Raw genomic sequence first — 24280 nt, forward strand, 5'->3', positions numbered from 1 at the left:
CGGCGATTGGGGTCTTCAGCACGGAACGGTGCGATAGGTCCCGTCACCATTGGCATAGGCACATTGATTGGTCCGGGTGTTGCGCGCGACGAGGGTGCCCGCAGCGGCCCCGGCAAGGGTGGAAATCACCGTCCAGCCGGGATTGGCGTCAAAGACCGCCGCCCCGACAAGACCGGCCCCGGCCCCGATCGCGGCCCCGGTCAGTTCCCGGTTGTCACTGGTATTGATACAGCCCGCAAGGGTCAGGCTGGCGAGGCTGGCAAGGATCAGACTGCGCATGGTGATGGACTCCTCTTCCATATTTGGGGACATGCCGAATATGGGCATTCGCCGCCCCAAGATCAAAGCCAGCCGGCGATCGTTCGCCGATGTCAGATCGCGAGGTATTCCGATCGCAGTTCCTCGTTTTCCAGCACCTCGGTGGCGGTGCCGTCGAACACGATGCCGCCCGTGTCGAGGATCACCGCACGATCCGCCAGTTCCAGCGCGCGCACCGCGTTCTGCTCGACCAGAATCGTGGTGATGCCCTGTTCCTTGATGATGCGCAGGGTCTTCTCGATCTCGTCGACGATCACCGGCGCCAGCCCCTCGTAGGGTTCGTCCAGAAGCAGCACCTTGATGTCGCGCGCCAGCGCACGGGCCACGGCCAGCATCTGCTGCTCGCCGCCCGACAGCGTGGTGCCCTCTTGCTTGCGACGCTCGGCCAGACGGGGGAACAGCTCGAACAGGCGGTCGAAGGACCAGCCGACAGGCGGGGCGATCTGGGCCAGTTGCAGGTTCTCCTCGACGGTCAGACCGGGAATGATGCGCCTGTCCTCGGGCACGAGGCCGATCCCGGCCGCCGCCGCTTCGTGGCTTCTCATCGTGTGCAGCGGCTTGTGATCCAGCCAGATCTCGCCGTGCTTGACCTGCGGGCTGTCCATCCGCGCGATCGACCGCAGCGTGGTGGTCTTGCCCGCACCGTTGCGACCCAGAAGCGCGAGGATCTCGCCCTCATGGACATTGAAGCTGATATTCTGGACGATGAAGCTCTCGCCGTAGTAGCTTTCGAGGTTCCAGACGGAAAGAAAGGCGGGGGCGGTTTCGGCGTAGTTCCGGCCCTTGGAAAAGTCGGGTTTGACGTTCATGGTCCGTGCTCCTGTCAGGCTGATTCACCCAGATACGCTTCGCGCACCTTGGGATGGCCCTTGATTTTCTCGGGGGTATCCTCGACCAGCGGGCTGCCCTGGGCCAGAACGGTGATCCGGTCGGCAAGGCTGAACACCACATGCATGTCATGCTCGATGATCGCGATGGTGATGTCGCGCTCGTCCTTGATCTGCTTGAGCAGGTCGATGGTGGCGTTTGTGTCGGCGCGTGCCATGCCCGCCGTCGGCTCGTCCAGAAGCAGCAGGCGCGGGGCTTGCGCCAGACACATGCCGATCTCCAGCCGCCGCTTGTTGCCGCGCGACATCGAGGCCGAATGCATGTGCCGGTCATCGGCCATGCCGAGACTTTCAAGCATGTGTTCGGCCTGATCGACGATCTCGGTCTCGTTTTCCGAGTGCTCGAAGGCATGCATGCGGAACACGCCGTCGCGCTTGGCGAAAATGGGGATCATCATGTTTTCCAGCACCGTGAGATCGCCGAAGATCTCGGGCGTCTGGAACACGCGGGAAATGCCCATCTGATTGATCTCGTAGGGCTTGCGGCCCAGCACCGACTGGCCCTGGAACATCACCGATCCGGTATCGGGGATCAGCTTGCCGATCAGGCAGTTGAGCAATGTCGACTTGCCCGCCCCGTTCGGTCCGATGATCGCATGCACGGAATTTTCCGCCACATCCAGATTGACGTCCCCAAGCGCCTGCAACCCGCCGAAGCGCTTGTTGACGTTCTTGACTTCCAGAATGCCCATGGCGCGCGCTCCTTATTCGGCGGGGTTGGATTGGTTGGATTTCCCGGCGTCGTCCCGCGCCTTGCGGCGGCGGAACAGCCCCGCGACACGCTTGCCGCCTTCGACCAGACCGCCGGGCAGGAAGATGACGACCAGCATGAACACCAGCCCCAGCGTCAGATGCCAGCCCTTGCCCACGAAGGGATAGATCACCGCGACCACGATATTCTCCAACCCGTCGGGCAGAAAGGCGAACCAGCTGTGCAGGATTTCCTCGTTGATCTTCGAGACGATGTTTTCCATGTACTTGATCGCGCTTGCGCCCAGCACCGGGCCGATCAGCGTGCCGACCCCGCCCAGGATGGTCATCAGCACCACCTCGCCGGACGCCGTCCAGAACATCCGCTCGGCCCCCGCCAGCGGGTCCATCGAGGCCATGAGCCCCCCGGCAAGGCCGGCATACATGCCCGAGATCACGAAAGCCGCCAGCGCATAGGGCCGCGCGTAAAGGCCGGTATAGCTCATCCTCGTGTTGTTCGACTTGATCGCGCGCAGCATCATCCCGAAGGGCGACCGGAACAGCCGTATCGCCATGTAGAACGCCAGCAGCATGACGATCGCGCAGAAGTAATAGCCGATCGAGAAGGTGAACACCCAGTCGCCGAACGCCAGTTCGGTGCTCGCGTTCATCTTCAGCCCGAAGAGGCCGGGCACGGGAATGTTGCCGCCTTGCGTCACGGCCATGTCAAGAATGCGCGGATCGCTCAGCGCCAGTTGCAGTCCCGTTTCGCCGCCGGTGATCGGCGTCAGCACCGAGTAGGCCAGCGCGTAGGACATCTGCGCGAAGGCCAGTGTCAGGATCGCGAAATAGATCCCCGACCGGCGCAACGACACGTAGCCGATCAGCAGCGCAAACAGCCCCGAGGTGATGACCGCCAGCGCGATCGCCGGGATGACGTTCATGCTGAGCAGCTTGAACATCCACACCGCCGCGTAAGAGCCCACCCCCAGGAAGGCCGCGTGACCAAAGCTGAGATACCCGGTCAGGCCGAACAGGATGTTGAACCCGATGGCGAAGATCCCGAAGATCACGAAACGCTGCATCAGGTCCGGATAGCCCGCGTTGAACTGCGCCATGGCGGAATTCACCGGGAACGGGTTCAGCAGGAACGGGGCCAGCATCGTCAGTGTCACGACGACCAGCAGCAGGGCGACGTCTCTTTTTCCCAGACCAAGCATGGTCACTCCTCCATCACGCCCTTGCGGCCCATCAGGCCGCGCGGACGCGTCAACAGAATGATGATGGCGACCAGATAGATGATGATCTGGTTGATGCCGGGGAGCACCTCGATCACCGCGCCCATCGAGGCGAAGGATTCAAGGATGCCCAACAGGAAACCCGCCAGCACCGCGCCGGGCAGGCTGCCCATGCCGCCGACGACCACGACGACAAAGCTGAGCACGAGGAAATCCATCCCCATGTGATAGCTTGGCGGGTTGATCGGGGCATACATCACGCCCGCCACGCCCGCCACGGCGGCGGCGATGCCGAACATGATCGTGAACCGCTTGTCGATATTGATGCCCAGAAGGCCCACGGTTTCGCGGTCGGCCATGCCCGCGCGCACAACCATCCCGAAGGTGGTGAATCGCAGGAAGGCAAAGACCGCCGCGATGATGACCGCCGCAAAACCGAAGTACACGAGGCGCCAGTAGGGATAGATGATCTGCCCCGGACCAAAGCCGACCAGCGTTCCGAAATCGAACGAGCCGCGGAAGACGTCAGGCGCCGGTGTCTGGATCGGGTTCGCGCCATAGAAATACTTGATGATCTCCTGCAGCACGATGGCCAGTCCGAAGGTCACGAGGATCTGGTCGGCATGGGGGCGGTGGTAGAAGTGCTTGATCAGCCCGCGTTCCATGATGAACCCGACAAGGACCATGATCGGGATCGCGACCAGGATCGCCAGCGGCACGGACCAATCAATGATTCCACCGCCCAGCTCCGGCCCCAGCCAGTGTTCGACATAGGTGGTCTTGACAGTGGCCGGATTGCCGAGAAAGTCGGTCTTGTCCGGATCGACCGTCTCGAACCCGAGGTTGAGCACCCGCGACAGCGTGACCGCGCAGAACGCCCCGATCATGAACAACGCACCATGGGCGAAATTGACGACGCCGAGCGTACCGAAGATCAGCGTCAGGCCAAGCGCGATCAGCGCATAGGCCGACCCCTTGTCGAGGCCGTTGAGTATCTGAAGGATGATTGCGTCCATTATCCCACCCATGGGTTAGAGAAGACGGTGGTCTGTCACGAAAACGTGCCGTCGGGCAGATCAGACAAACCGGCCGCGCGCACGAGGCGCGCGGCCGGGTGTCATGGATGGCTCAGGCGCCGTTATTGCACGACCCGAGCGATCCACCATCGAATTGCGGGTGATCCGGCGCATACATCACCTGCTCGGTCGGGGTGACCTCGACGATCTCCAGCAGGTCGAACTCGGATTCCGGGTTCTCCTTGCCGCGCACGACCAGCACATCCTTGAAGCACTGGTGATCGTCGGCCCGGTACAGCGTCGGCCCGTTGCCAAGACCGTCGAACTCGAACCCTTCGAGGGCTTCGACCACCGCGCAGGGCTGGAAGCTTCCGGCGCGCTCGACCGCATCGGCGTAAAGCAGCGTCTGCACGTAGCAGGTATGCGCCGCCTGGCTGGGCGGAAAGCCGTATTTCTCGCCGAAGGACCGCACGAACGCCTTCGAGGCGTCGTCCTGCAACGACCAGTGCCAGTTGGTCGAGCCGAAGATGCCCTTGACGTTCTCGCCCGCGCCGCGCGCCATCAGCCGTGAATAAAGCGGCACGACGATCTCGAAGTTCTTGCCGTTCGCAGTAGCCTCGCGCAGGCCGAACTGGACCGCGTTGGTCAGCGAGTTTACCATGTTGCCGCCGTAATGGTTCAGCACCAGAACGTCGGCGCCCGACTGCATCACCGGCGCGATGTAGGAACTGAAATCGGTCTGGGTCAGCGGCGTCTTGACGGCGTTGACTGTTTCCCAGCCCATCGCCTCTGTCGAGGAGCGGATCGCCTCTTCGGTGGTGTAGCCCCAGTTGTAGTCGGCGGTCAGGTGATAGGCCTTGCGGTCGGTGCCATAGGCATCGGCCAGCACCGGCGCCAGCGCCGCGCCGGACATGTACGAGTTGAAGAAGTGCCGGAACCCGTTGGCCTTGCGGTCCTTGCCGGTGGTGTCGTTGGAATGCGTCAGCCCGGCCATGAAGATCACGCCCGCCGACTGGCACAGATCCTGCACCGCCACCGCAACGCCCGACGACGATCCGCCGGTGATCATGATGGCCCCGTCCTTTTCGATCATCGACCGGGCCGATGCGCGTGCCGCGTCAGATTTGGTCTGGGTGTCGCCGGTGACGTATTCCACCTTCTTGCCCAGTATGCCGTTGCCCTTCAGCGCCTTGGAGCTGAACGTGTTCATCATGCCGCCGTCGCCCTCGCCATTGAGGTGCTCGACCGCCAGTTCATAGGCGCGCAGCTCGTCCGCGCCCTCGTCGGCATAGGGCCCCGATTGCGGCACGTTGAACCCGAGCGTCACGGTGTTGCCGGTCGGCTCGTTGGTGAACGCAGAGGCGCTGGACGCGGTGAATATCGTGGGCATTGCGACCCCGGCGCCGGCAATGGCGCTTGTCCGGATCAGGCCCCGACGTGTCAGCTTCGGTGTGGACATGTCTTCCTCCCTTTATGGATTTCGCGGGATGCGTCTCCTCAAACGCAGCCCGAGACACTATTGTGCAGCTCGAGTATGCTGCGCGGCAACAAAGCTTCGCAACAGGCGGATATCCCGGAAGATTTCTTTTGTTAATTTCTGGACAATCATGGCACAAGTTTTGTAAAAAGATTTTCTAACCGCTGCGGCAAGTACATTCGGAGGCACGAAAATTCCAGTGGCGGACCAGCTCATGATCGGGACGCGGATACGTGAACGGCGCTTGCTGACCGGGATACGGCAGGCCACGCTTGCGAAACAGGCCGGGATCTCGCCCTCTTATCTCAACCTGATCGAACACAACCGCCGCAGAATCGGCGGCAAGACGCTGTTGAAACTCGCCGAAGCGCTGGAGGTCGAACCGTCGCTTCTGTCGGAAGGGGCCGGTGCCGCGCTCGTCTCCGCGCTGCACGAAGCCGCCGCAGAGGCGGGCCGCGATGATGTCGAACTCGACCGGACCGAGGAATTCGCGGAACGGTTCCCCGGCTGGGCCGAGGTGCTGACAGCGCTTTACAACCGGACCCGGACGCTTGAAACCACGATCGAGACGCTGACCGACCGCCTTGCGCATGACCCGTTTCTCGCGGATTCCCTGCACGAGGTCATTTCGGCGGTGACGGCCATTCGCGCGACCTCTTCGATCCTCGTCGAAACCGAGGCGCTGGAACCCGAATGGCAGGCCCGGTTTCATCGCAACATCAACGAAGACAGCACGCGCCTGACCGACGAGGCGCAGGTCCTTGTCCGCTACCTGGACGGCGCGGCCAATCGCGAGGCCACGGTGCAATCCCCGCAGGACGAGATGCACGCCTTCCTTGCGGCGCGCGACTTTCACGTCCCAGAGCTGGAGCGCGGGCTGGCGGGACCACGCGATGTCACGATGCTGTTGCAGGGCGCGGACGCGCAGGCCCTGTCTGCCCCCGCGCAGGCCCTGACGCGGGAGGTATTGTTGCGCTACCTGGAAGATGCGCAGGCCCTGCCACTGCGGAAGATCCTGGCGCGCGTGCAGGAGCTGGGCATGCGCCCCGACCGTCTGGCAGAGGCCACGGGCGCGGATCTGTCGCGCGTGTTCCGCAGGCTGGCCACGCTGCCCGCGTCGCAGGTCGGTCCGGTGGGGCTGGCGATCTGCGACGCCTCCGGAACCCTCACGTTTCGCAAGCCGATCGCGGGGTTCGACATGCCGCGCCTGGCCGGGGCCTGCGCGCTCTGGCCGCTCTATCAGGTGATGGCACAACCCAGTGCACCGTTGCGGATGCGGGTCCGGCAGGTCGGGCGCGGCGACGAGCCGGTGCTGGCGATGGCCGTGGCCGGCGCGGCCGAGCCGGCGGGCTTTGACCGGCCGGCGTTGACGCGGATGCACATGCTGCTTCTGCCCGATCCGCGCACGGATATGGGCGAGGTGCTGGATCTTGGCGTCAGTTGCCGGATCTGCCCGATCCGCGACTGCACCGCGCGGCGCGAGCCGTCGATCATCGCAGAGGGTTTTTGACAGGGACTGTCTTAACCGGGATAGTCGACTGGCGCGCCGGTCAGGGGCACGCATCGGACAGGGAGGCCGATCGCATGGGAAAGAAGGTTCTGGTCATCGAGGACGAGCCGAACATCATCGAGGCGGTCAGCTTCATCCTCTCGCGCGACGGCTGGGACGTGAAGACCCATTCCAACGGGCATGACGCGATGGAAACGGTGCGCGCGCGCGCGCCCGACCTGATCATCCTCGACGTGATGCTGCCCGGCAAGAGCGGCTACGACATCCTCGAAGAAATCCGCGCGGATGCCGATTTCGCGGCGACCCCCGTCCTGATGCTGACCGCGCGGGGGCAGGACAGGGACCGCGAGATCGCCGAACGCGCCGGGGCCGACCAGTACATGACCAAACCGTTCTCCAACGCCGACGTGCTGGCCGCCGTGCGCGCCCTGGTCCGGGCATGAGCCCGGATCGCGGCCCTGTCTTTCTGGCGCGGCGCACCTACCGCCAACGCCGCCTGGCCGACGCCGCGCGGCTGCTGCCGCTGGCAGCAGGGGTGCTCATGGTCGTACCGATCCTGTGGCAAGGACCCGAGGGAGACCCCGGCACGGCACGGGTGATGATCTACATATTCGTGCTCTGGGCCGTGCTCGTGGGGCTGTCCGCGCTGATCTCGCGGCACCTGCGGGCCGGCGAGACCGATCCCGCCGGCACCGACCAGGGAGACACGTGAATGTCGGGGCTCAACGTCCTCGTCCTTGTCTGCATCTGCTACGTGGCGCTGCTGTTCACGGTGGCCTTCGGCGCGGACCGGGCGGCGGCGCGGGGGCGGGTGGGCTGGCTGCGATCACCCATCGTCTACACGCTGTCGCTGTCGATCTACTGCACCGCCTGGACGTTCTACGGCGCGGTCGGCTTCGCGGCACGGTCGGGGCTGGAATTCGTGACCATCTATCTCGGGCCGACGCTGGTGATGATCGGCTGGTGGTGGACCCTGCGGCGGCTGGTGCGCGTGGGGCGCAGCCAGCGGATCACCTCGATCGCCGACCTGATCTCGTCGCGTTACGGTAAATCCAACCTGCTGGCGGTGTTCGTGACGGTCCTCGCGGTGATCGGCACGACACCCTATATCGCGCTGCAACTGCAATCTGTCACGCTGTCCTTCGCCGCCTTCGCCCAGACCGACCCCGAGGCGATCCACCTGTCGGACATGCAATCCACGGCGCTGTGGGTGGCTGTCGGGCTGACCGTGTTCACCGTGCTGTTCGGCACCCGCAATCTCGACGCCAACGAACGGCATCACGGCGTGGTCATGGCGATCGCGATTGAGGCCGTGGTCAAGCTCTGCGCACTGCTGGCCGTGGGTATCTTCGTCGTCTGGGGGTTGGCCGGCGGCATCAACGGCACGCTCGACCGGATAGAGACCTCCGGGATTTCGCATTTCGACGTCGCGGGGACCCGCTGGGTCGGGCTGACGCTGCTGTCGGCGGTCGCGTTCATGTGCCTGCCGCGCATGTTCCAGGTCATGGTGGTCGAGAACGAGGACGAGACCCACCTGCGTACCGCCGCGTGGGCCTTTCCGGCCTATCTCATGCTGATGAGCCTGTTTGTCATCCCGATCGCCGCCGTCGGCCTGCAAGTGATGCCCGAAGGCGCCAATCCGGACCTCTTCGTGCTGACGCTGCCACTGATGGACGGGCGTGACGGGCTGGCGATCCTGTCGTTCCTCGGCGGGTTCTCCAGCGCCACCTCGATGGTGATCGTGGCGTCGATCGCGCTGTCGACCATGGTGTCCAACCATATCGTGATGCCGATCTGGCTGCGCTATTCGACCAATGCCGCGATGATGTCGGGCGATGTGCGCAAGGTCGCGATCACCGCCCGGCGGCTGAGCATCGCGGGCGTGGTATTCCTCGGCTATCTCTACTTTCACCTGTCGGGCGGCGGCACGGCGCTTGCCGCCATCGGGCTGATCGCCTTTGTCGGCGTGGCACAGTTTTTGCCCGCGCTGATGGGGGGGCTGTTCTGGCGCGGTGCCACGCGCACCGGCGCCCTGGCGGGGTTGGGCGCGGGCGCAGTTATCTGGTTGTACTGCCTCTTCCTGCCAAGTTTCGGACCCTCGGCGGTGCTGCCGGACGCGGTGTTCGACGAGGGGCTCATGGGCCTCGCATGGCTGCGGCCCTACGCGCTGTTCGGCACCGAACGCCTGGACCCGGTGATCCACGCCTTCATGTGGTCGATGCTGCTCAATACCGGCTGCTTCATCCTGGGGTCGCTGCTCAGCTTTCCGCAGCCGATCGAGCGCTTGCAGGGCGCGCAATTCGTCAACGTGTTCGACCATTCCGGCACGCCCGGCGGCTGGACCGGCAACATGGCGCAAAGCGAGGATCTGCTGATCATGTCCCAACGCATCATGGGCGCGGACGAGGCCCAGGCGCTCTTTGCCGATGCGGCAAGGCGGCAGGGCGTTGCGGGCTACCTGCCCGAACCCAGCCCCGATTTCCTGCAGGATCTCGAACGCGTGCTGTCGGGGTCGGTCGGCGCGGCCACCGCGCACGCGATGATCGCCCAGATCGTGGGCGGCGCCACGGTCTCGGTCGAGGATCTGATGGCGGTGGCCGACGAAACCGCGCAGATCATGGAATACTCCACCCGGCTCGAGGCGCAAAGCCAGGAACTCGCCCGCACCGCCCGGCAATTGCGGCAGGCCAATGAAAAGCTCACCCAGCTTTCCGTTCAGAAGGACGGCTTTCTGTCGCAGGTCAGCCACGAGCTGCGCACGCCGATGACCTCGATCCGGGCATTTTCCGAAATCCTGCGCGACACCGGCGACCTCACCCCCGAGGAACAGAGCAAATACGCCTCGATCATCCATGACGAGACGGTTCGCCTGACGCGCCTGCTCGACGATCTTCTGGATCTGAGCGTGCTGGAAAACGGGCAGGTCGAGATCAACACCCAGACCGGCCAGCTTGTCGATGTTCTCGACCGCGCCGAGCGCGCCGCCGGGGTCAAGGACACCGCCCTCAGGGTCGAGCGGAACCGCAGTGCCGAGGCGATCGAACTGACCTCCGATCTCGACCGGCTGGCGCAGGTTTTCATCAACCTGATCGCCAATGCACGCAAGTACTGCGACGGCACACCCCCCGTCATGACCATCCGCACAACGGTGACCGATGGACATGTGGTGATCGACTTCACCGATAACGGGTCGGGCATCCCGCCCGAGAAACAGGCCGTGATCTTCGAGAAATTCTCGCGAATCGGACAGACCACGGCCGGCGGTGCGGGCCTCGGCCTCGCGATATGCCGCGAGATCATGGAGCGGCTGGGCGGCTCGGTCAGCTACCTGCCCGGTCAGACGGGCGCGGCCTTTCGGGTCAGCCTGCCGCTATCCGGCCAGGCCCAAGGCCCGGTGGACGGCGCCGCGCAATCTTCGGGGTGATCTAAAGGAAATGGTAACCAGCCCCGGCCTAGGGTCATGCGAGGATACCAGAAACCAGGCGGCGGGCGTGATGGCATCGCAGGACCACGATTCGGTCATACATCGAAAGGCCCGTCCGACCCGCGGCGGATGCGAATCGCGTGCCATGTCGTCGGCCAAGGCGCTGCGCCTGACACTGGCGCGCGCCGCCGAAAACCTGTTCGATCTGGCACTGACGGTGGCGACCGTGGAACAGCAGCGCGCGCCCCTCGCAGGGATCGAAGACATCCTGCAGAAAGATGGTTTGATCCTGCTGCTCGACGGATCGGACGGCACGCGCGGGGCGCTATGCCTCGACCAGCAGATGATGGCGGCCCTGATCGAGGTCCAGACGACAGGTCGCGTGCGGCAGGGGGCGGCGCAGCCCCGGCGCCCCACCCGCACCGACGCCGCGATGACGGCCCCGCTTGTCGATGCGCTCATGGACGGGATCGACACCGAAATGGCGGCCGAGGTCGACGGATACCAGCCGCGCGGCTTCGGCTTCGGCGACCGGGTCGATGACCTGCGCACGCTGGCGCTGGCGCTGGATTCGCCCGACTACGACCATTTCCGCGTGACGGTCGATCTCGGCTCCGGGGCCAAGACCGGACAGCTGGACCTGCTCTTGCCCGTCAGGGCAAGCCCCGCGCAACGGACCGGCGCGGCCGACGGGCCCGCGTGCGCCACGCCGGAGATGGGCGATGTGGCTCTCAGCGCCCCGGTCGTGCTCGACGCTATGCTGGCGCGGATCAGCCTGCCGCTGCGCGACGCCTGCGCGTTCGAGCCGGGCCAGACGCTGCCGCTCGACCGCGAGACGCTGACCGCGACGCGGCTGATCGCGGCGGGCGGGCATCTGGTGGCCGAGGCGCGGCTCGGCCAGGTCAATGGGTGGCGCGCGCTGCGCCTCGTCTCGACCCCGTCGGCCCCTTTGCCAGACTTCTCCGTGCAGGAGCCTGCGACCGATCCCGGCGCGACCCAAGGCCAGCCGCCACCACTGCCCGAAAAGGCATCCGGCACGGGTACGAAACCAGCCCCGTCGACCACCGGCAGCACCGTGCGCGCCACCGATCAGGCGTGAGGCGACGCCGAACACGTGTTTGACCTGCGTCAATTTCGCCAAGGCACGACGATGGTAAGGTCATAAAAACATCTGGGGATATTCCATGCTGGACAAGGCGAAATACCACGCGGCGCTGCTGCAAAGGCTCGGCGCACTCGACACCCGGCTGCACGCCATAGAGGCGGAACTGGATGCGCCCCGGTCACGCGACTGGGAAGAGCTGGCGGTCGAACGCGAGGGCGACGAGGTGCTGGAAACGCTCGGCCAGACCGGCGAGATGGAAATCGCGCGCATTCGCGCGGCGCTGGCCCGGATGCGCCAAGGCACTTACGGGCTTTGCACTGTCTGTCAGGAACCGATTTCGACGGATCGTCTGGATATTCTGCCGGAAACACCGATGTGCCGCGTCTGCGCCGCGCAAATGACGTGATCGCGGTCACGATTCTGTCGCCTAGCGCGCGTATGCATGATCGCGGCAGGAAAATGCGAAAACATCGGATGACACCAAGGAGGACCAAGATGATTGATCTGAAAACAGAGATCGAGACCGTCCAGTCCATGGTCGAACAGGCGGACCCGGACACGCGCTACAAGCACGAGCCGGAGCTGCGCGACCTTATCGACCGGATGCACAACAACGACATGGCCGTGCCGGCACCTGTGAAACGGTTGCACCAGATCCTTCTGACCGAGGCGATCGAGGCTGAATTCGACAACATGCCCATCTGACGCGCCTGCCTGCGTCCCCGTATCGTCGTGCCATCGCGTGCGCGTGTCCCGTTGCGCGCGTCAGCCCAGCATGATCCCGGCGACGACCATCATCAGCCCGATCACCGACAGGAAAAGCGCACCCATGTTGAGCGGAACAACCTTGCGTATCGCGGCGCGCAGATCCTGATCGGACCCACCGCGTCGGCGGGCGGTCCAGACAAGGATGATGCACCAGACGAGTCCCGCCAGACCGGCGACGGAAACGGCCGTTCCAAGCCAGATCAGAATGTCCATCGCGGTTTCCTTTCGTCCTGCGACCACACGCGCAAGCTGCCTAGGCGACAGTCGCCGGGCTTGCAAGAGGCGCGCCGAGTTGCTGCTTGCACGCCCGCACGCACGTCGCTAAGCCTGCCCCCTGTCCAGAGCGGAGGCCCCCATGAACGACATGACATCCGACCCGAACTATAATGTCACCGCAGATGAATTGCGCCAGTTCGTCGAACGGATCGAGCGGCTGGAAGAAGAGAAAAAGGACATCGCCGACCAGATCAAGGAAGTCTATGCCGAAAGCAAGTCGCGCGGCTACGATCAAAAGGCGATGCGCGCCCTCATCACTCTCAGGAAGAAGGACAGTGACGAGGTGGCCGAGCAGGAGGCCGTTCTTCAGATCTACAAGGAAGCGCTCGGCATGGCCTGAGCAGGCGCAGACGCGTCAGACCGCCTGATGCAACGCCGCAATACGCGCCGATGCGGGTCCCGCAGCGGATCGCCCGGCGTCAGTTTTGCCGGGCATGCACGCTGCTGCCGGACAGTTCTTGTGAAAACGGCAGCGGCAGCGGGTCCTCGCCCATCCGGGCCCGGTAGACCGGCAGGCTTTCGGCCACGCGCATGACGTAATTGCGCGTCTCGCGGAACGGGATATGCTCGATCCAGTCGACGATCTCGTCCGGTTCGCGCCCGCGCGGATCTCCACGCTCTTCGATCCACCGCTGCGCCCGCGTCGGTCCCGCATTGTAGCCCGCCGATATCAGGACGATATTACCGCCGAAACGCTCGTCCAGCCGCGCCAGATAGGCCGCGCCCAGCCGTGCATTGTAGACCGGATCGGTCAGCAGGTCGTTGCGGTCATAGGGCAGCCCCAGGTCGTCCGCCACTGCCCGCGCCGTGCCGGGCATCAACTGCATGAGGCCGCGCGCACCCGCGGGGCTGGCCACAACGGGGTTGAACTCGCTCTCGCGTCGGGCGATCGCAAGGACAAGCTCGCGCGGGGCGCGAAGATCGAGGTCGGCGATCGGGTACAGCGGATAATACGGCGCCTCGACGACGACCCCGCGCGCCGCGCCGGCCTTGCCGATCATCACCTGCAGATAGGGTTGCCGCAACTCGGCAAGCATCTGGCCCATCTGGCCAAGCCCGGTGCGGTCGAGGCTTTCGGACAGGTGCACGAAAAACTGCCGCGCCAACCCAAGGTCCCCCATGCGCAGCGCCAGCGTGCCGATCTCGTGCAGGTCGCTGCGGGCGAACGCGGCCTCGCGCCACGGTGGGAATGTCTCGGCCCCGCGCAGCGGCGCCTTGACGTCCGCGCCGGCCCTTTCGGCGGCCAACAGCCCGTAAAAGCTGGTCGGGTGCGCTGCGCCCTCGGCATAGGCGATCCGTGCGGCGGCGGCATCGCCAAGCGCCTCTTGCGCACGCCCGATCCAGTAGCCCGCGCGCCCCAGCGAAATCGGCGTGCCGACCGCGGCGCGAAACCGCTGGAAGTGATCCAGCGCCAGACCCGGCGCATCAAGATAGCGCAGCGCGAGATAGCCCGACAGCCATTCCAGATCGGCGTAGTTCGCGCCCTCGACCAGTTGATGCACCGACGCGATGTCATAGGCCAGCCCGGCCTCGCCCGCGCGCATCTTCTGCCGGGCGAGATAGCGCCGCCAACTCGCCCAGCGCTCTGGCTCTCCGAGGCCTCCGCGGATGCGGCTTTGCCGCAAGAGCACCTCGATCGCGTCGTCGGGGGCCGTGTCGAGGTGACGCGTGAAAAGCTCGAAGGCGATTGCGGGATCGCGCGCCTGCGCGTCGGTCAGCCCGTCGATCTCGCCGCGCCGGACCTTGCCGCGCAGCTCGGCGCGGCTGCGGGCCTGCTGGCTGACCAGCGGCAGCATGTCCTCGACATCGCTGAGCCCGCGCCACAGGGCCATGTCGAGCCGCGCTTCGTGATGCGGGCGCAGAAGCGGGCCGTAGGCGCGCAGGAACGCCTCGTGCTCGGATCGTGTCATGTGAAGCGTCCGCCATGCCAGCACGATACCCGCCTCGGCCTCGCCCTGTTGTCCGTGCGCCAGCCGGGCCCGCGCAAGGGACAACGCCCCGGTGCCGGTCTGCGGACGGTAGCCGTCGTAGAACGCCAGAACCGCGGCAGGATCGGCAATGGCCATGACAAGTTCGCTTTGCAGGCGCAGATGCTCGAGCCCCGGCCAATGGCCGTTGCGGTCGAGAAAGGCGCGGATCTCCGATGGTGTCCCGCGTCCTGCGCGCAGGCGATACCACTCGATCAGATCGGCCGCCGCCGGCCCGTCGCGCGCGGCCAGGGACGCGGCCACGTCCCAGCGTTCGCCCGCCATCGCGTCGAGCGCGCTTGCGAGGGGACGCGGGGCGATGCGCGGCACATCCGCCGCATTGGCGGCGAAAACCGGCAGGCCCAGTCCGAAAAGCAGGGCAAGCCCGCGCAACATCTCTTGCATTTTCTTCTCTGGCGAAGGATAGACGGCGCCAGCCTAAGCGGCCTCTGGCCCGACGTCCATCACAGATACGGCGGACCCCGCGCGTCGGATCGTCCAAGGCCCGTCAGATGAGACCGAAAGGAGCGTGTCATGTTCAAAGGATCTTTTCCTGCCCTCGTCACGCCGTTCAAGGACGGCGCGCTGGATCTCGACACGCTGCACAAACTGGTCGAGTGGCATATCGGCGAGGGCAGTCACGGGCTTGTGCCCGTCGGCACGACCGGCGAAAGCCCGACGCTGAGCCATCACGAGCACGAGACCGTCGTCTCGGAGGTCGTGCGCGCCGCCGCGGGGCGCATCCCCGTGATCGCGGGCACCGGCAGCAACAACACGCGGGAGGCCGAGCGCTTCATGCGGCATGCCGAGAGCGTGGGCGCGGATGCGGCGCTGGTGGTGACGCCCTATTACAACAAGCCCACCCAGGCCGGCATGGTCGCGCATTTCACGGCGCTGCACGATTGCTGCACGCTGCCGATCATCATCTACAACATTCCCGGTCGATCCGCGGTGGACCTGATGCCCCCCGCATTGGGAGAGCTAGCGAAACTTCCCCGGATCGTCGGGGTGAAGGATGCCACGGGCGACCTGGCGCGGGTCTGTGCGCAGCGGATCACCTGCGGCACCGACTTCATCCAGATCTCCGGCGAGGATGCCACGGCACACGGGTTCAACGCGCATGGCGGCGTCGGCGTGATCTCGGTCACCGCCAATGTCGCGCCGCGCCTGGTGGCCCAGGTGCAGGAGGCGACGCTGGCCGGCGATTACGCCACGGCGCTGGCCTTGCAGGACAGGCTGATGCCCCTGCACCACGCGATCTTCACAGAGCCGGGACTGGTCGGCGTGAAATACGCGATGTCACGCCTTGGCCTGTGCAGCGACGAGGTCCGCACGCCTCTTATCGGCCTCAGCGAGCCAACCAAGGCGCTGGTCGAACACGGGATGCGCCACGCGGGTCTGCTGAACTGAGGCACGCCGCCGCCCGGACGGATCGCGGCGTCACCCGCGCGGCGACCACCGGGCCAGCGCATCCTCGTCCTCGTCGCGGGCGGCGACCCATGCGGCGTCGGTCTCGGTGACTTCCTTCTTCCAGAAGGGCGCGCGGGATTTCAGATAATCCATCAGGAACTCGGCCGCGTGGAACGCGTCGCCGCGGTGGCGCGCGGCGGTGGCGACCATCATGATCATCTCGTCGGGGCCAAGCCGCCCGTAGCGATGCAGGATCAGCGCGTCACCGATCTGCCAGCGCGCCCGCGCCTCTTCGGCAATGCCGGTCAGGGCGGCTTCGGTCATTCCGGGATAATGCTCGATCTCCATCGCCTGCAGATCGCCCTGCAAGTCGCGCACGATCCCGCCGAACGTGACGATCGCGCCCATGCCCGATTGCCGCGCGGCAAAGGCGTTGGCCTCGGCCCCGAGATCGAAGGGGGCGGCCTGAACGCGGATATCCATCGCCTCAGCCCCCGGTCATCGGCGGAAAGAACGCGACCTCGCGCACATCCTTCAGCGAGGCGTCGAAATCCGAAAGTTCCTGATCGACCGCGACGCGCAGCGCCGAAAGATCGGCAAAGGCCGCCGCATACCGGTCCTCGCGCGCGCGCAGATCCTCGACCAGATCCATGACGGTTGCCGGCGCGCTGTCGATCCGGTCTTTGGGGTGTCCGATTCGTTCGCGCACCCAGGCGAAATAAAGCACATCCATCAGCGTTCATCCTTCAGGAAGGGCAAGGATTTTCTGAAGTAATCCAGCCCTGTGATCAATGTCAGCGCGGCCGCAAGCCACAGCAGCCACATGCCGACATACCCGGTCCAGACCATGCCCTGATACTTCCACCAGAGACTGTGCAGATGCTCTGTACGTCCCTCGATGACACGCGAGACAAGGTCCGGGTCCATGCCCTGTACCGACATCTGGAAATAATGCAGGCACACGCCTTGGGCAAAAAGCACCGCGATGGCGATCATCTGCGCCGTGGTCTTCCACTTGGCCAGCTTCGTGACCTTGAGCAGGCCCGCCGTATCGCCAAGATATTCCCGCAGCCCCGAGACGAACACCTCGCGAAAGAGGATCATCGTGGCGGGCAGGACCAGCCACGGCGACATGCTGGAATAGCCGACGATCACCATCAGCGCGATCACCACCATCGCCTTGTCGGCAATCGGGTCGAGCATGGTGCCGACCTTGGTGACCTGTTTCCAGCTGCGGGCAAGATAGCCGTCAAACCAGTCGGTAACGGCCGCACCGACGAACAGGATCAGAGCGAACCAATCGGCATAGGGCCGCGTGAAATAGAGAAACATCACCGCCACGGCCGGCGCGGCCAGAAGGCGGATCAGGGTCAGGATATTGGGCAAGGTCCAACTCATCGCCCCGTCTCTACCGCGACAAAAAGCCAAGGGAAAGCGCGGCGTGCCCGCCCGCGCTGCGCGGCGCCCTGATTTTCAGCCCTTTTCATGGAAGAAATCGAACAGCTTTTGCGCCAGCGCATGCGACACACCGTCGACGGCCTTGAGATCGGCGAGGTTGGCGCGACTCACCGCCTTGGCCGATCCGAAATGCGCCAGCAGGGCGCGTTTGCGGGCCGCGCCCACGCCCGGCACCTCGTCGAGCGGCGTGGCCGAGACCGACTTGGCCCGCTTGGCCCGATGCGTGCCGATGGCAAAGCGGTGCGCCTCGTCGCGCAGGCGCTGGATGAAATAAAGCACCGGGTCGCCGCGCCGCAACGCCATCGGCCGCTTGCCGACGCGGTGAAACTCCTCCTTGCCGTGGTCGCGGTCCACGCCCTTGGCGACACCGACCATCGGGATGTCGGCCACGCCCATCTCCTGCATGATCGAGGCGACCGCGCTGACCTGCCCGGCGCCGCCATCGATCAGGATCAGGTCCGGCCACTGGCCCTGATCGCGATCGGGGTCCTCTTTCAGAAGGCGCTTGAAGCGGCGGGTCAGCACCTCTTTCATCATCCCGAAATCGTCGCCGGGGGTCAGGTTGTCGCCGCGGATGTTGAACTTGCGGTACTGGTTTTTCATCATGCCTTCGGGGCCGGCCACGATCATCGCGCCGACGGCATTGGTGCCCTGGATATGGCTGTTATCGTAGACCTCGATCCGCGCCGGCGGCCCCGGCAGCTCGAACGCCTCGGCCAGACCTTTTAGCAATTTGCCCTGCGTCGCGCTTTCAGCCATCTTGCGCGCAAGGCTTTCGCGAGCATTGCGCAGCGCGGCATCGATCAACTCGGCCTTTTCGCCGCGCTGCGGGACATTGACCGTCACCTTGCGGCCCAGCTTTTCGCCCAGGGCCTCGCTCATCAGGTCGGGGCTTTCGATGGCGTGCGATAGCAGCAGGGCGCGCGGCGGCTCCTTGTCGGAATAGAACTGGCCGATGAAGGCCTCCAACACCTCGGGTTCCTCGACATCCGCGCCCACGCGCGGGTAGAAATCGCGGTTGCCCCAGTTCTGGCCCGCGCGGATGAAGAAGACCTGCACGCAGGCCTGCCCCTTTTCGAGATGCAGGGCGATCACGTCCGCCTCTGTCACGGTGCGCGGGTTGATGCCTTGCGCGGTCTGCACCTGCGTCAGCGCCTTGATCCGGTCGCGTAGCGCCGCGGCGCGCTCGAACTCCATCGCCTCGGACGCCTCGGCCATCTGCGCCGCCAGCTTTTCCTGGATCTCGGTCGAGCGACCGGACAGGTACCGCTCGGCATCGCGCACCTGCTGCGCATACTCGGCCTTCGAGATCTTGCCGACGCAGGGCGCGGTGCAGCGCTTGATCTGGTATTGCAGGCAAGGGCGCGTGCGGCTTTCGAACATCGTGTCGGTGCAGTTGCGCAACTGGAACACCCGCTGCAACTGCGCCAGCGTCCGGTTGACCGCGCCGGCACTGGCAAAGGGGCCGTAATAGCTGCCCTTGTCGCGCTTGGTGCCGCGATGCTTGCGGATCTGCGGGTAGTCATGCGCAGAGACGAGGATGTTGGGAAAACTCTTGTCGTCGCGCAGCAGCACGTTGTAGCGCGGCTTGAGCTGCTTGATGAGGTTCTGTTCCAGCAACAGCGCCTCGGTCTCGGTCGCGGTGGTCAGGAACATCATCGACGCGGTTTCCGAGATCATCCGCGCGATCCGCGCCGTGTGCCCGGTGGGCCGCGCATAGTTCGATACCCGCGCCCGCAGGTTGCGCGCCTTTCCGACGTAAAGCACCCGCGCCTGCGCATCCAGCATGCGGTACACCCCCGGCGAGGCGTCGAGGCTGCGCAGGTAATCCCGGATTACCTCGGGGCCGGTCGCGGGCGTTTCTGTGAGATCAGACTCCGACATCGGTTTCCAGATATGATTCCCCTGTCACGCTGCAATGCCATGGGGGCGTGGACAAGGTAAAAGAGATCCACCATTCCTGTGGATAAGTCTGATGATAAAATTCCGTGAGCTTGAATTTTTCGTTAGTTCAGACGCACTTCTTCGGTTTGCCAAGATTTTAGGCATATATTCAAGCCATTGTTTTTATTGTGAATTTTAATGCGTTTTAGACAGGCTATTGAAAACGCTTACGTTTTTGTAACGATTACGTGACGGCGACAGAACCGGTGCAAAACTTCCGCCTGCGTTAACGATTATTACTCAACCCCGAGGACGTCAGGCGTCTGCCAGCCGAGATGCTGACCACCGTCGACGCAGATCAATTGACCCGTCACGCCGGGGGCGGACAGCAGGTAAACCAGCGCCCCGGTGATGTCGCTTTCGTTGGCGCCCCGGCGCAAAATCGTCGTATCACGCTGCCGCGCGAAGTGCGGCGCACTTTGACGGAGTCCCTGCAACGTCGGCCCCGGTCCGATGGCATTCACCCGCAGCCTTGGGGCCAACGCCTGCGCCGCCGTCTGCGTAAAGGCCCACAGCCCCATCTTGGCAATGGTGTAGCTCATGAACTCGGGCGTCAGCTTGCGCACACGCTGGTCGATCATGTTGACGACCAGACCCTGTGCCACCGGCTCTCCCATGTCGTCGATCAGCGGATCGGGGATCTGTCGCGCCAGGGCCTGGGTCAGCACGAAGGGCGCGCGCAGGTTGCTTTCCACGTGACGGTCCCAACCGGCCCGCGTGGCGGTCTCGATATTGTCATATTCGAAGATCGAGGCGTTGTTGACCAGCGTCGTCACCGGCGCGCCCAGCGCCTCGGCGGCGCGATCCACCAGCGGCGTGACCTGCGCCTCGTCCAGAAGATCGGCCTGCAATGTCACCGCGTGCCGGCCCATCGCGCGGATCTCTGTCGCGACATCCTCGGCGGCTGCGGCAGAGCTGGCGAAATGGACCGCCACGTCGCACCCCTGCCGCGCCAGTTCCAGCGCCATCGCCCGTCCAAGGCGTTTGCCCGCCCCTGTCACCAATGCCGTCATCATACCCAGCTCGCCTGCGTCAACACGATGGTGACATAGGCCACGTAACCGCAGGTCAACAGGATTCCGGTCACTCGACCGATATCACACCGCATGAACACGAACGGGATGAGGATCAGCGACGCGGCCAGCATCACCCAAAGGTCGAATGTCAGGAATTCGGCGTTGACCGGCACCTCGCCGACCAGTGCCGTGATCCCGATGATCGCAAGCAGGTTGAACATGTTCGACCCGATCACGTTGCCAAGCGCCACATCGGCCTGTCGGCGCAGCGCCGCCATCACCGTCGTCGCCAGCTCGGGCAGCGAGGTGCCAAGCGCCACGAGCGTCAGCCCGATCGCCGCCTCGCGCACGCCATAGCGGATCGCGAGGATCGAGGCGTTGTCGACCAGAAGATCCGCGCCAACCGGCAGGCCGATCAATCCGGCGATCAGAAAGACGATGATCCGCCACCACGGCATGTCGGGATCGACGCCCTCGACCTCTTCGGGGTCGTCCACGGCCGCCAGCGCGCTCTGCGCCGCGTCACGCCGATGCGACAGCGCATCGCGCAGCGCCTCGCCAAGGATCAGCACCAGCGCGGCCAGCAGGATCAGGCCGGCAATCCAGTCGAAACTGCCGCGAAAGGCGAGCGCGATGAACAGCACGCTGGCCGCCAGCATCTGCAGGTAAGACTTGCCGCAGCGGCAACCGCTGGTGTGCAGCACCGACAGGATCGCGGGAATGCCAAGGACCAGCAGGATGTTGGCGGTATTGGACCCCACAACATTGCCCATGGCGATACCCGGCTTGTCGGTCAGTACCGCGTTCACGGAAATCAGAAGCTCGGGCGCCGAGGTACCGAAGGCCACGATGGTCAGGCTGACGATCAGCGCGGGCACACCGACCCGAAGACTGAGGTTCACCGCGCCTTTCACCAGCGCGTCCCCCGCCACGAGCAGGATGACCAACCCGACCGCGACGAGTATCCACGGCATCATGGCTTGCGCCCCTTTTCACAGGAACAGGGCCCCTTGCCGATTCGGTAGCGACCGCATTTCCGGCATTTCGCGGCGGCCAGACGCTGCTGACCGGGGAACCGCAGCTTGCCGAACATCGCCAACACCCCCATCGCGACCAGAAACAGAACGACGATCTTGACGATCATGTCATAGCCCGAAGCGAGCGTAGCTTGCCCGTTCCTCGATCGCGCCGATCGCATCCTGGGTCAGCGTCGCGCCGAACCGTGCCAGAAGGCCACGCCGCGGCCCGTACCTGGAGAACCGCACCTTGTCGCCGTAGATCTCTTTCATCTTCGGTGCGAGGTGCCCGATCCCGTCGGCCAGCCCCAGTTCGACACTGCGCTGCCCCAGCCAGAATTCGCCGGTGAAGATATCCGGATCGTCGGCCAGCTTGCCGTCGCGACGCGCCTTCACATGATCGATGAACGCCTCGTGGATCTGGCCCAGAAGATCCTTGAGCCGGGTCACGTCCTCGGGCTTTTCGGGCAGGAACGGGTCGAGCGTGCTTTTCGACTTTCCGGCGGTATAGACCCGCCGTTCGATCCCTTGCCGGGTCAGGAAGACCTGCGCACCAAAGCCCGCCGAAATCACCCCGATGGACCCGGTGATCGAGGACCGATCAACCCAGATATCGTCGGCCGCCACGGCCAGCCAGTACCCGCCCGAGGCCGCGACATCCTCGACGAAGGCATGCACCGGGATCTTCTTTTCCTCGGCCAGCCGGCGGATGCGCGCCGCGATCAGCGAGCTTTGCACGGGCGAGCCGCCGGGCGAGTTGATGACCAGCGCCACCGCAGCGGGCTTGCCGCGCGAAAAGGCCTTCTCGATGACCGGGCCGAGCACCTCGTCATTGAGTTGCGCGCGCCCGCCCGATCCGATCACCCCGACCATACGAATGACCGCGACGACAGGCTTGCGATTCAGGAAAGGGATGAGATGTTTCATGGTGTCCGATCTAGAGTGCGTGAGCATGACAAACAAGGCGGCCGGACCATGTCGGCCCGCCCGACGGAAAAAACACGGCGCTTCGGGTCAGGCCTTGATGCGGTAGCCGGTCTTGAAGATCCACCAGACCACGCCCAGACACAGCGCGAAAAACACCGCGACGGCCAGCAGGCTGAACCCCACACCGACATCCGCCACCCCGAAAAATGACCAGCGAAACCCGGAAATCAGGTAGACCACAGGGTTGAGCAGCGCCACCGACTGCCATCCCTCTGGCAGCATCGAAACCGAGTAGAACGCGCCCCCCAGGAACACCAGCGGCGTGACGACCAGAAGCGGCACAAGCTGCAATTGCTGGAAATTCTCCGACCAGATCCCGATGATGAAGCCGAAAAGCGAAAAGGTGATCGAGATCATCACGAGAAACAGGATCATCATCCCCGGATGCGCGACGTCGATATCGATGAAGAGCCGCGCGGTCATCAGGATCACGGCCCCGATCGCAAAGGACTTGGTCGCGGCCGCACCGACATAGCCCAGCACGATCTCGAAAAAGTTGATCGGCGCCGAGAGATGCTCGAAGATCGTACCGATGAATTTCGGGAAATAGATCCCGAACGAGGCATTGGAGATGGCTTGGGTCATCACGCTCAGCATGATCAAACCGGGCACGATGAACGCCCCGTAGCTGACCCCCTCGACCTCTTCTATGCGCCCGCCTATGGCCGCGCCGAAGACCACGAAATACAGCGTGGTGGAGATCACCGGCGACAGCAGGCTTTCGAAGATGGTCCGGAAAAACCGCTTCATCTCGTAGACGTAAATGGCGCGGATGGCATACAGGTTCATGCCGCGTCCTCCGTGACGAGGCTGACGAAGATCTCTTCGAGACTGCTTTGCCGGGTCTCGATGTCGCGCAGGGTCAGGCCCTCGCGCGTCAGGGCCTGCAACAGCCGCGTGATGCCGGTGCGGTCGCCGCGGGTTTCGTATCTGTAGATCAGCGCATGCCCGTCCTCGACCCGCTCAAGATCGTAGCTGGCCAGCGCCGCGGGAACGGCGTCGACCGGCTCGGCCAGCTCGATCTTGAGGGTCTTGCGCCCCAGACGGCGCATCAGTGCCGCCTTGTCCTCGACCAGCAGGATCTCGCCCTTGCTGATGACCGCGATCCGGTCGGCCATCGCCTCGGCCTCTTCAAGGTAATGCGTCGTCAGGATGATGGTCACCCCCTGCTCCTTGAGACCGCGCACGACGTCCCACATCTCGCGCCGCAGTTCCACGTCGACACCGGCCGTCGGCTCGTCGAGAAACAGCACGCGCGGCTCGTGGCACAGCGCCTTGGCGATCAGCACCCGGCGCTTCATGCCGCCGGACAGTTCGCGCGTGCGCGCGCCGCGCTTGTCCCACAGCGACAACTGCCGCAGCACCTTTTCGATCACCGCATCGTTGCGGGGCTTGCCGAACAGCCCGCGCGAGAACCGCACCGTGTTGATGACCTTTTCGAACGGCTCTAGCGCGATCTCCTGTGGCACCAGCCCGACCATCGCGCGCGCGCCCCTATAGCCGCTGACGATGTCGTGCCCGCCGATCTCGGCGCGCCCGCTGCTTGGCGTCGTGATCCCGCACAGGGTCGAGATCAGCGTCGTCTTGCCCGCGCCATTGGGGCCCAGCAGCGCGATGATCTCGCCTTCCTCGATGTCGAGGGACACGTCGCGCAAGGCCGGCTCGCCGTCCTTGTAGGTCTTGCCCAGATTCTCCACCTTGACGATCGTGCTCATCACTGCCCCTTCGCGTTTCGAAGGAACCTAGAGGTTTGCCGCGCCAGTGCAATGCCTG

General features: G+C 64.7%; 27 protein-coding genes. 9 read left to right on the plus strand and 18 right to left on the minus strand.

The window, feature by feature from the left end:
- Positions 1 to 15 precede the first annotated feature (15 nt).
- From ACROSR_RS02170 to ACROSR_RS02195, 6 genes are all read right to left on the minus strand, one after another.
- Positions 16 to 279, minus strand: coding sequence for a glycine zipper 2TM domain-containing protein (locus ACROSR_RS02170; protein ID WP_432682123.1), 264 nt, complete (start codon positions 277 to 279; stop codon positions 16 to 18).
- Positions 280 to 371: 92 nt separating this feature from the next.
- Positions 372 to 1127 (minus strand): ABC transporter ATP-binding protein, encoded by a 756-nt coding sequence (locus tag ACROSR_RS02175; protein ID WP_432682124.1) that lies wholly within the window; start codon positions 1125 to 1127, stop codon positions 372 to 374.
- A 14-nt stretch (positions 1128 to 1141) separates the two neighbouring features.
- Positions 1142 to 1897, minus strand: coding sequence for an ABC transporter ATP-binding protein (locus ACROSR_RS02180; protein ID WP_432682125.1), 756 nt, complete (start codon positions 1895 to 1897; stop codon positions 1142 to 1144).
- Between the two features lie 12 nt (positions 1898 to 1909).
- Positions 1910 to 3115, minus strand: a complete 1206-nt coding sequence (locus tag ACROSR_RS02185) for a branched-chain amino acid ABC transporter permease (protein ID WP_432682126.1) — start codon at positions 3113 to 3115, stop codon at positions 1910 to 1912.
- A 2-nt stretch (positions 3116 to 3117) separates the two neighbouring features.
- The gene (locus tag ACROSR_RS02190) at positions 3118 to 4149 is read right to left on the minus strand and encodes a branched-chain amino acid ABC transporter permease (protein WP_432682127.1); all 1032 of its coding nucleotides are present in this window, start codon (positions 4147 to 4149) and stop codon (positions 3118 to 3120) included.
- Between the two features lie 112 nt (positions 4150 to 4261).
- Complete coding sequence (locus ACROSR_RS02195; RefSeq protein ID WP_432682128.1) at positions 4262 to 5608, minus strand: substrate-binding protein; 1347 nt, start codon at positions 5606 to 5608, stop codon at positions 4262 to 4264.
- 217 nt (positions 5609 to 5825) lie between these two features.
- Between ACROSR_RS02195 and ACROSR_RS02200 the strand changes: the two genes are divergently transcribed.
- From ACROSR_RS02200 to ACROSR_RS02230, 7 genes are all read left to right on the plus strand, one after another.
- Positions 5826 to 7136 (plus strand): helix-turn-helix domain-containing protein, encoded by a 1311-nt coding sequence (locus ACROSR_RS02200; RefSeq protein ID WP_432682129.1) that lies wholly within the window; start codon positions 5826 to 5828, stop codon positions 7134 to 7136.
- 74 nt (positions 7137 to 7210) lie between these two features.
- Positions 7211 to 7579 carry a response regulator transcription factor gene (locus ACROSR_RS02205; RefSeq protein WP_432682130.1) on the plus strand — a complete coding sequence of 123 codons (369 nt, stop codon included), beginning with the start codon at positions 7211 to 7213 and terminating at the stop codon, positions 7577 to 7579.
- Positions 7576 to 7848: a hypothetical protein gene (locus ACROSR_RS02210; protein WP_432682131.1), complete on the plus strand. Its 273-nt coding sequence runs from the start codon at positions 7576 to 7578 to the stop codon at positions 7846 to 7848. The genes ACROSR_RS02205 and ACROSR_RS02210 overlap by 4 nt, the downstream gene beginning before the upstream one ends.
- Complete coding sequence (locus tag ACROSR_RS02215) at positions 7849 to 10560, plus strand: ATP-binding protein (RefSeq protein ID WP_432682132.1); 2712 nt, start codon at positions 7849 to 7851, stop codon at positions 10558 to 10560.
- 145 nt (positions 10561 to 10705) lie between these two features.
- Positions 10706 to 11659: a FliM/FliN family flagellar motor switch protein gene (locus ACROSR_RS02220; protein WP_432682133.1), complete on the plus strand. Its 954-nt coding sequence runs from the start codon at positions 10706 to 10708 to the stop codon at positions 11657 to 11659.
- 85 nt (positions 11660 to 11744) lie between these two features.
- Entirely contained in the window at positions 11745 to 12071 is a 327-nt protein-coding gene (locus tag ACROSR_RS02225; RefSeq protein ID WP_432682134.1) for a TraR/DksA family transcriptional regulator, read from the plus strand.
- 89 nt (positions 12072 to 12160) lie between these two features.
- The gene (locus ACROSR_RS02230) at positions 12161 to 12370 is read left to right on the plus strand and encodes a hypothetical protein (protein ID WP_432682135.1); all 210 of its coding nucleotides are present in this window, start codon (positions 12161 to 12163) and stop codon (positions 12368 to 12370) included.
- Between the two features lie 60 nt (positions 12371 to 12430).
- Here the strand turns inward: ACROSR_RS02230 and ACROSR_RS02235 are convergent, their stop codons facing one another.
- Entirely contained in the window at positions 12431 to 12646 is a 216-nt protein-coding gene (locus tag ACROSR_RS02235) for a hypothetical protein (RefSeq protein WP_432682136.1), read from the minus strand.
- A gap of 142 nt (positions 12647 to 12788) precedes the next feature.
- Between ACROSR_RS02235 and ACROSR_RS02240 the strand changes: the two genes are divergently transcribed.
- Positions 12789 to 13049, plus strand: a complete 261-nt coding sequence (locus ACROSR_RS02240; protein ID WP_432682137.1) for a DUF2312 domain-containing protein — start codon at positions 12789 to 12791, stop codon at positions 13047 to 13049.
- Positions 13050 to 13128: 79 nt separating this feature from the next.
- Here the strand turns inward: ACROSR_RS02240 and ACROSR_RS02245 are convergent, their stop codons facing one another.
- Entirely contained in the window at positions 13129 to 15081 is a 1953-nt protein-coding gene (locus ACROSR_RS02245) for a lytic transglycosylase domain-containing protein (protein ID WP_432682138.1), read from the minus strand.
- A gap of 129 nt (positions 15082 to 15210) precedes the next feature.
- Between ACROSR_RS02245 and dapA the strand changes: the two genes are divergently transcribed.
- Positions 15211 to 16086: a 4-hydroxy-tetrahydrodipicolinate synthase gene (dapA, locus tag ACROSR_RS02250; RefSeq protein ID WP_432682139.1), complete on the plus strand. Its 876-nt coding sequence runs from the start codon at positions 15211 to 15213 to the stop codon at positions 16084 to 16086.
- Positions 16087 to 16116: 30 nt separating this feature from the next.
- Here the strand turns inward: dapA and ACROSR_RS02255 are convergent, their stop codons facing one another.
- The 10 genes from ACROSR_RS02255 to ACROSR_RS02300 form a co-directional block, all read right to left on the minus strand.
- Positions 16117 to 16569, minus strand: coding sequence for a molybdenum cofactor biosynthesis protein MoaE (locus ACROSR_RS02255; protein ID WP_432682140.1), 453 nt, complete (start codon positions 16567 to 16569; stop codon positions 16117 to 16119).
- A gap of 4 nt (positions 16570 to 16573) precedes the next feature.
- Complete coding sequence (gene moaD / locus ACROSR_RS02260) at positions 16574 to 16819, minus strand: molybdopterin converting factor subunit 1 (RefSeq protein WP_432682141.1); 246 nt, start codon at positions 16817 to 16819, stop codon at positions 16574 to 16576.
- Entirely contained in the window at positions 16819 to 17484 is a 666-nt protein-coding gene (gene pgsA, locus ACROSR_RS02265) for a CDP-diacylglycerol--glycerol-3-phosphate 3-phosphatidyltransferase (protein ID WP_432682142.1), read from the minus strand. Before pgsA ends, moaD begins: the two co-directional genes overlap by 1 nt.
- A gap of 75 nt (positions 17485 to 17559) precedes the next feature.
- Complete coding sequence (gene uvrC / locus ACROSR_RS02270; RefSeq protein ID WP_432682143.1) at positions 17560 to 19428, minus strand: excinuclease ABC subunit UvrC; 1869 nt, start codon at positions 19426 to 19428, stop codon at positions 17560 to 17562.
- A gap of 296 nt (positions 19429 to 19724) precedes the next feature.
- Positions 19725 to 20504, minus strand: coding sequence for an SDR family oxidoreductase (locus tag ACROSR_RS02275; RefSeq protein WP_432682144.1), 780 nt, complete (start codon positions 20502 to 20504; stop codon positions 19725 to 19727).
- Entirely contained in the window at positions 20501 to 21481 is a 981-nt protein-coding gene (locus tag ACROSR_RS02280) for a calcium/sodium antiporter (protein ID WP_432682145.1), read from the minus strand. Before ACROSR_RS02280 ends, ACROSR_RS02275 begins: the two co-directional genes overlap by 4 nt.
- A complete protein-coding gene (locus ACROSR_RS02285; RefSeq protein WP_432682146.1) occupies positions 21478 to 21648 on the minus strand; it encodes a hypothetical protein in 171 nt (56 codons plus the stop codon). The genes ACROSR_RS02280 and ACROSR_RS02285 overlap by 4 nt, the downstream gene beginning before the upstream one ends.
- 1 nt (position 21649) lies before the next feature.
- Positions 21650 to 22447: a S49 family peptidase gene (locus ACROSR_RS02290; protein WP_432682147.1), complete on the minus strand. Its 798-nt coding sequence runs from the start codon at positions 22445 to 22447 to the stop codon at positions 21650 to 21652.
- Between the two features lie 87 nt (positions 22448 to 22534).
- Positions 22535 to 23296 (minus strand): ABC transporter permease, encoded by a 762-nt coding sequence (locus ACROSR_RS02295; protein ID WP_432682148.1) that lies wholly within the window; start codon positions 23294 to 23296, stop codon positions 22535 to 22537.
- The gene (locus ACROSR_RS02300) at positions 23293 to 24222 is read right to left on the minus strand and encodes an ABC transporter ATP-binding protein (protein WP_432682149.1); all 930 of its coding nucleotides are present in this window, start codon (positions 24220 to 24222) and stop codon (positions 23293 to 23295) included. Before ACROSR_RS02300 ends, ACROSR_RS02295 begins: the two co-directional genes overlap by 4 nt.
- Between the last annotated feature and the right edge of the window lie 58 nt (positions 24223 to 24280).

The organism is Roseovarius tibetensis (assembly GCF_050896375.1).
GTDB lineage: Bacteria > Pseudomonadota > Alphaproteobacteria > Rhodobacterales > Rhodobacteraceae > Roseovarius > Roseovarius tibetensis.

Excerpts from the sequence above, each read along its gene's own strand:
- ACROSR_RS02170 (WP_432682123.1), bottom strand. The coding sequence starts at position 279 with ATGCGCAGTCTGATCCTTGCCAGCCTCGCCAGCCTGACCCTTGCGGGC.
- ACROSR_RS02175 (WP_432682124.1), bottom strand. The coding sequence starts at position 1,127 with ATGAACGTCAAACCCGACTTTTCCAAGGGCCGGAACTACGCCGAAACC.
- ACROSR_RS02180 (WP_432682125.1), bottom strand. The coding sequence starts at position 1,897 with ATGGGCATTCTGGAAGTCAAGAACGTCAACAAGCGCTTCGGCGGGTTG.
- ACROSR_RS02185 (WP_432682126.1), bottom strand. The coding sequence starts at position 3,115 with ATGCTTGGTCTGGGAAAAAGAGACGTCGCCCTGCTGCTGGTCGTCGTG.
- ACROSR_RS02190 (WP_432682127.1), bottom strand. The coding sequence starts at position 4,149 with ATGGACGCAATCATCCTTCAGATACTCAACGGCCTCGACAAGGGGTCG.
- ACROSR_RS02195 (WP_432682128.1), bottom strand. The coding sequence starts at position 5,608 with ATGTCCACACCGAAGCTGACACGTCGGGGCCTGATCCGGACAAGCGCC.
- ACROSR_RS02205 (WP_432682130.1), top strand. The coding sequence starts at position 7,211 with ATGGGAAAGAAGGTTCTGGTCATCGAGGACGAGCCGAACATCATCGAG.
- ACROSR_RS02210 (WP_432682131.1), top strand. The coding sequence starts at position 7,576 with ATGAGCCCGGATCGCGGCCCTGTCTTTCTGGCGCGGCGCACCTACCGC.
- ACROSR_RS02215 (WP_432682132.1), top strand. The coding sequence starts at position 7,849 with ATGTCGGGGCTCAACGTCCTCGTCCTTGTCTGCATCTGCTACGTGGCG.
- ACROSR_RS02220 (WP_432682133.1), top strand. The coding sequence starts at position 10,706 with ATGTCGTCGGCCAAGGCGCTGCGCCTGACACTGGCGCGCGCCGCCGAA.
- ACROSR_RS02225 (WP_432682134.1), top strand. The coding sequence starts at position 11,745 with ATGCTGGACAAGGCGAAATACCACGCGGCGCTGCTGCAAAGGCTCGGC.
- ACROSR_RS02230 (WP_432682135.1), top strand. The coding sequence starts at position 12,161 with ATGATTGATCTGAAAACAGAGATCGAGACCGTCCAGTCCATGGTCGAA.
- ACROSR_RS02235 (WP_432682136.1), bottom strand. The coding sequence starts at position 12,646 with ATGGACATTCTGATCTGGCTTGGAACGGCCGTTTCCGTCGCCGGTCTG.
- ACROSR_RS02240 (WP_432682137.1), top strand. The coding sequence starts at position 12,789 with ATGAACGACATGACATCCGACCCGAACTATAATGTCACCGCAGATGAA.
- ACROSR_RS02245 (WP_432682138.1), bottom strand. The coding sequence starts at position 15,081 with ATGCAAGAGATGTTGCGCGGGCTTGCCCTGCTTTTCGGACTGGGCCTG.
- dapA (WP_432682139.1), top strand. The coding sequence starts at position 15,211 with ATGTTCAAAGGATCTTTTCCTGCCCTCGTCACGCCGTTCAAGGACGGC.
- ACROSR_RS02255 (WP_432682140.1), bottom strand. The coding sequence starts at position 16,569 with ATGGATATCCGCGTTCAGGCCGCCCCCTTCGATCTCGGGGCCGAGGCC.
- moaD (WP_432682141.1), bottom strand. The coding sequence starts at position 16,819 with ATGGATGTGCTTTATTTCGCCTGGGTGCGCGAACGAATCGGACACCCC.
- pgsA (WP_432682142.1), bottom strand. The coding sequence starts at position 17,484 with ATGAGTTGGACCTTGCCCAATATCCTGACCCTGATCCGCCTTCTGGCC.
- uvrC (WP_432682143.1), bottom strand. The coding sequence starts at position 19,428 with ATGTCGGAGTCTGATCTCACAGAAACGCCCGCGACCGGCCCCGAGGTA.
- ACROSR_RS02275 (WP_432682144.1), bottom strand. The coding sequence starts at position 20,504 with ATGATGACGGCATTGGTGACAGGGGCGGGCAAACGCCTTGGACGGGCG.
- ACROSR_RS02280 (WP_432682145.1), bottom strand. The coding sequence starts at position 21,481 with ATGATGCCGTGGATACTCGTCGCGGTCGGGTTGGTCATCCTGCTCGTG.
- ACROSR_RS02285 (WP_432682146.1), bottom strand. The coding sequence starts at position 21,648 with ATGATCGTCAAGATCGTCGTTCTGTTTCTGGTCGCGATGGGGGTGTTG.
- ACROSR_RS02290 (WP_432682147.1), bottom strand. The coding sequence starts at position 22,447 with ATGAAACATCTCATCCCTTTCCTGAATCGCAAGCCTGTCGTCGCGGTC.
- ACROSR_RS02295 (WP_432682148.1), bottom strand. The coding sequence starts at position 23,296 with ATGAACCTGTATGCCATCCGCGCCATTTACGTCTACGAGATGAAGCGG.
- ACROSR_RS02300 (WP_432682149.1), bottom strand. The coding sequence starts at position 24,222 with ATGAGCACGATCGTCAAGGTGGAGAATCTGGGCAAGACCTACAAGGAC.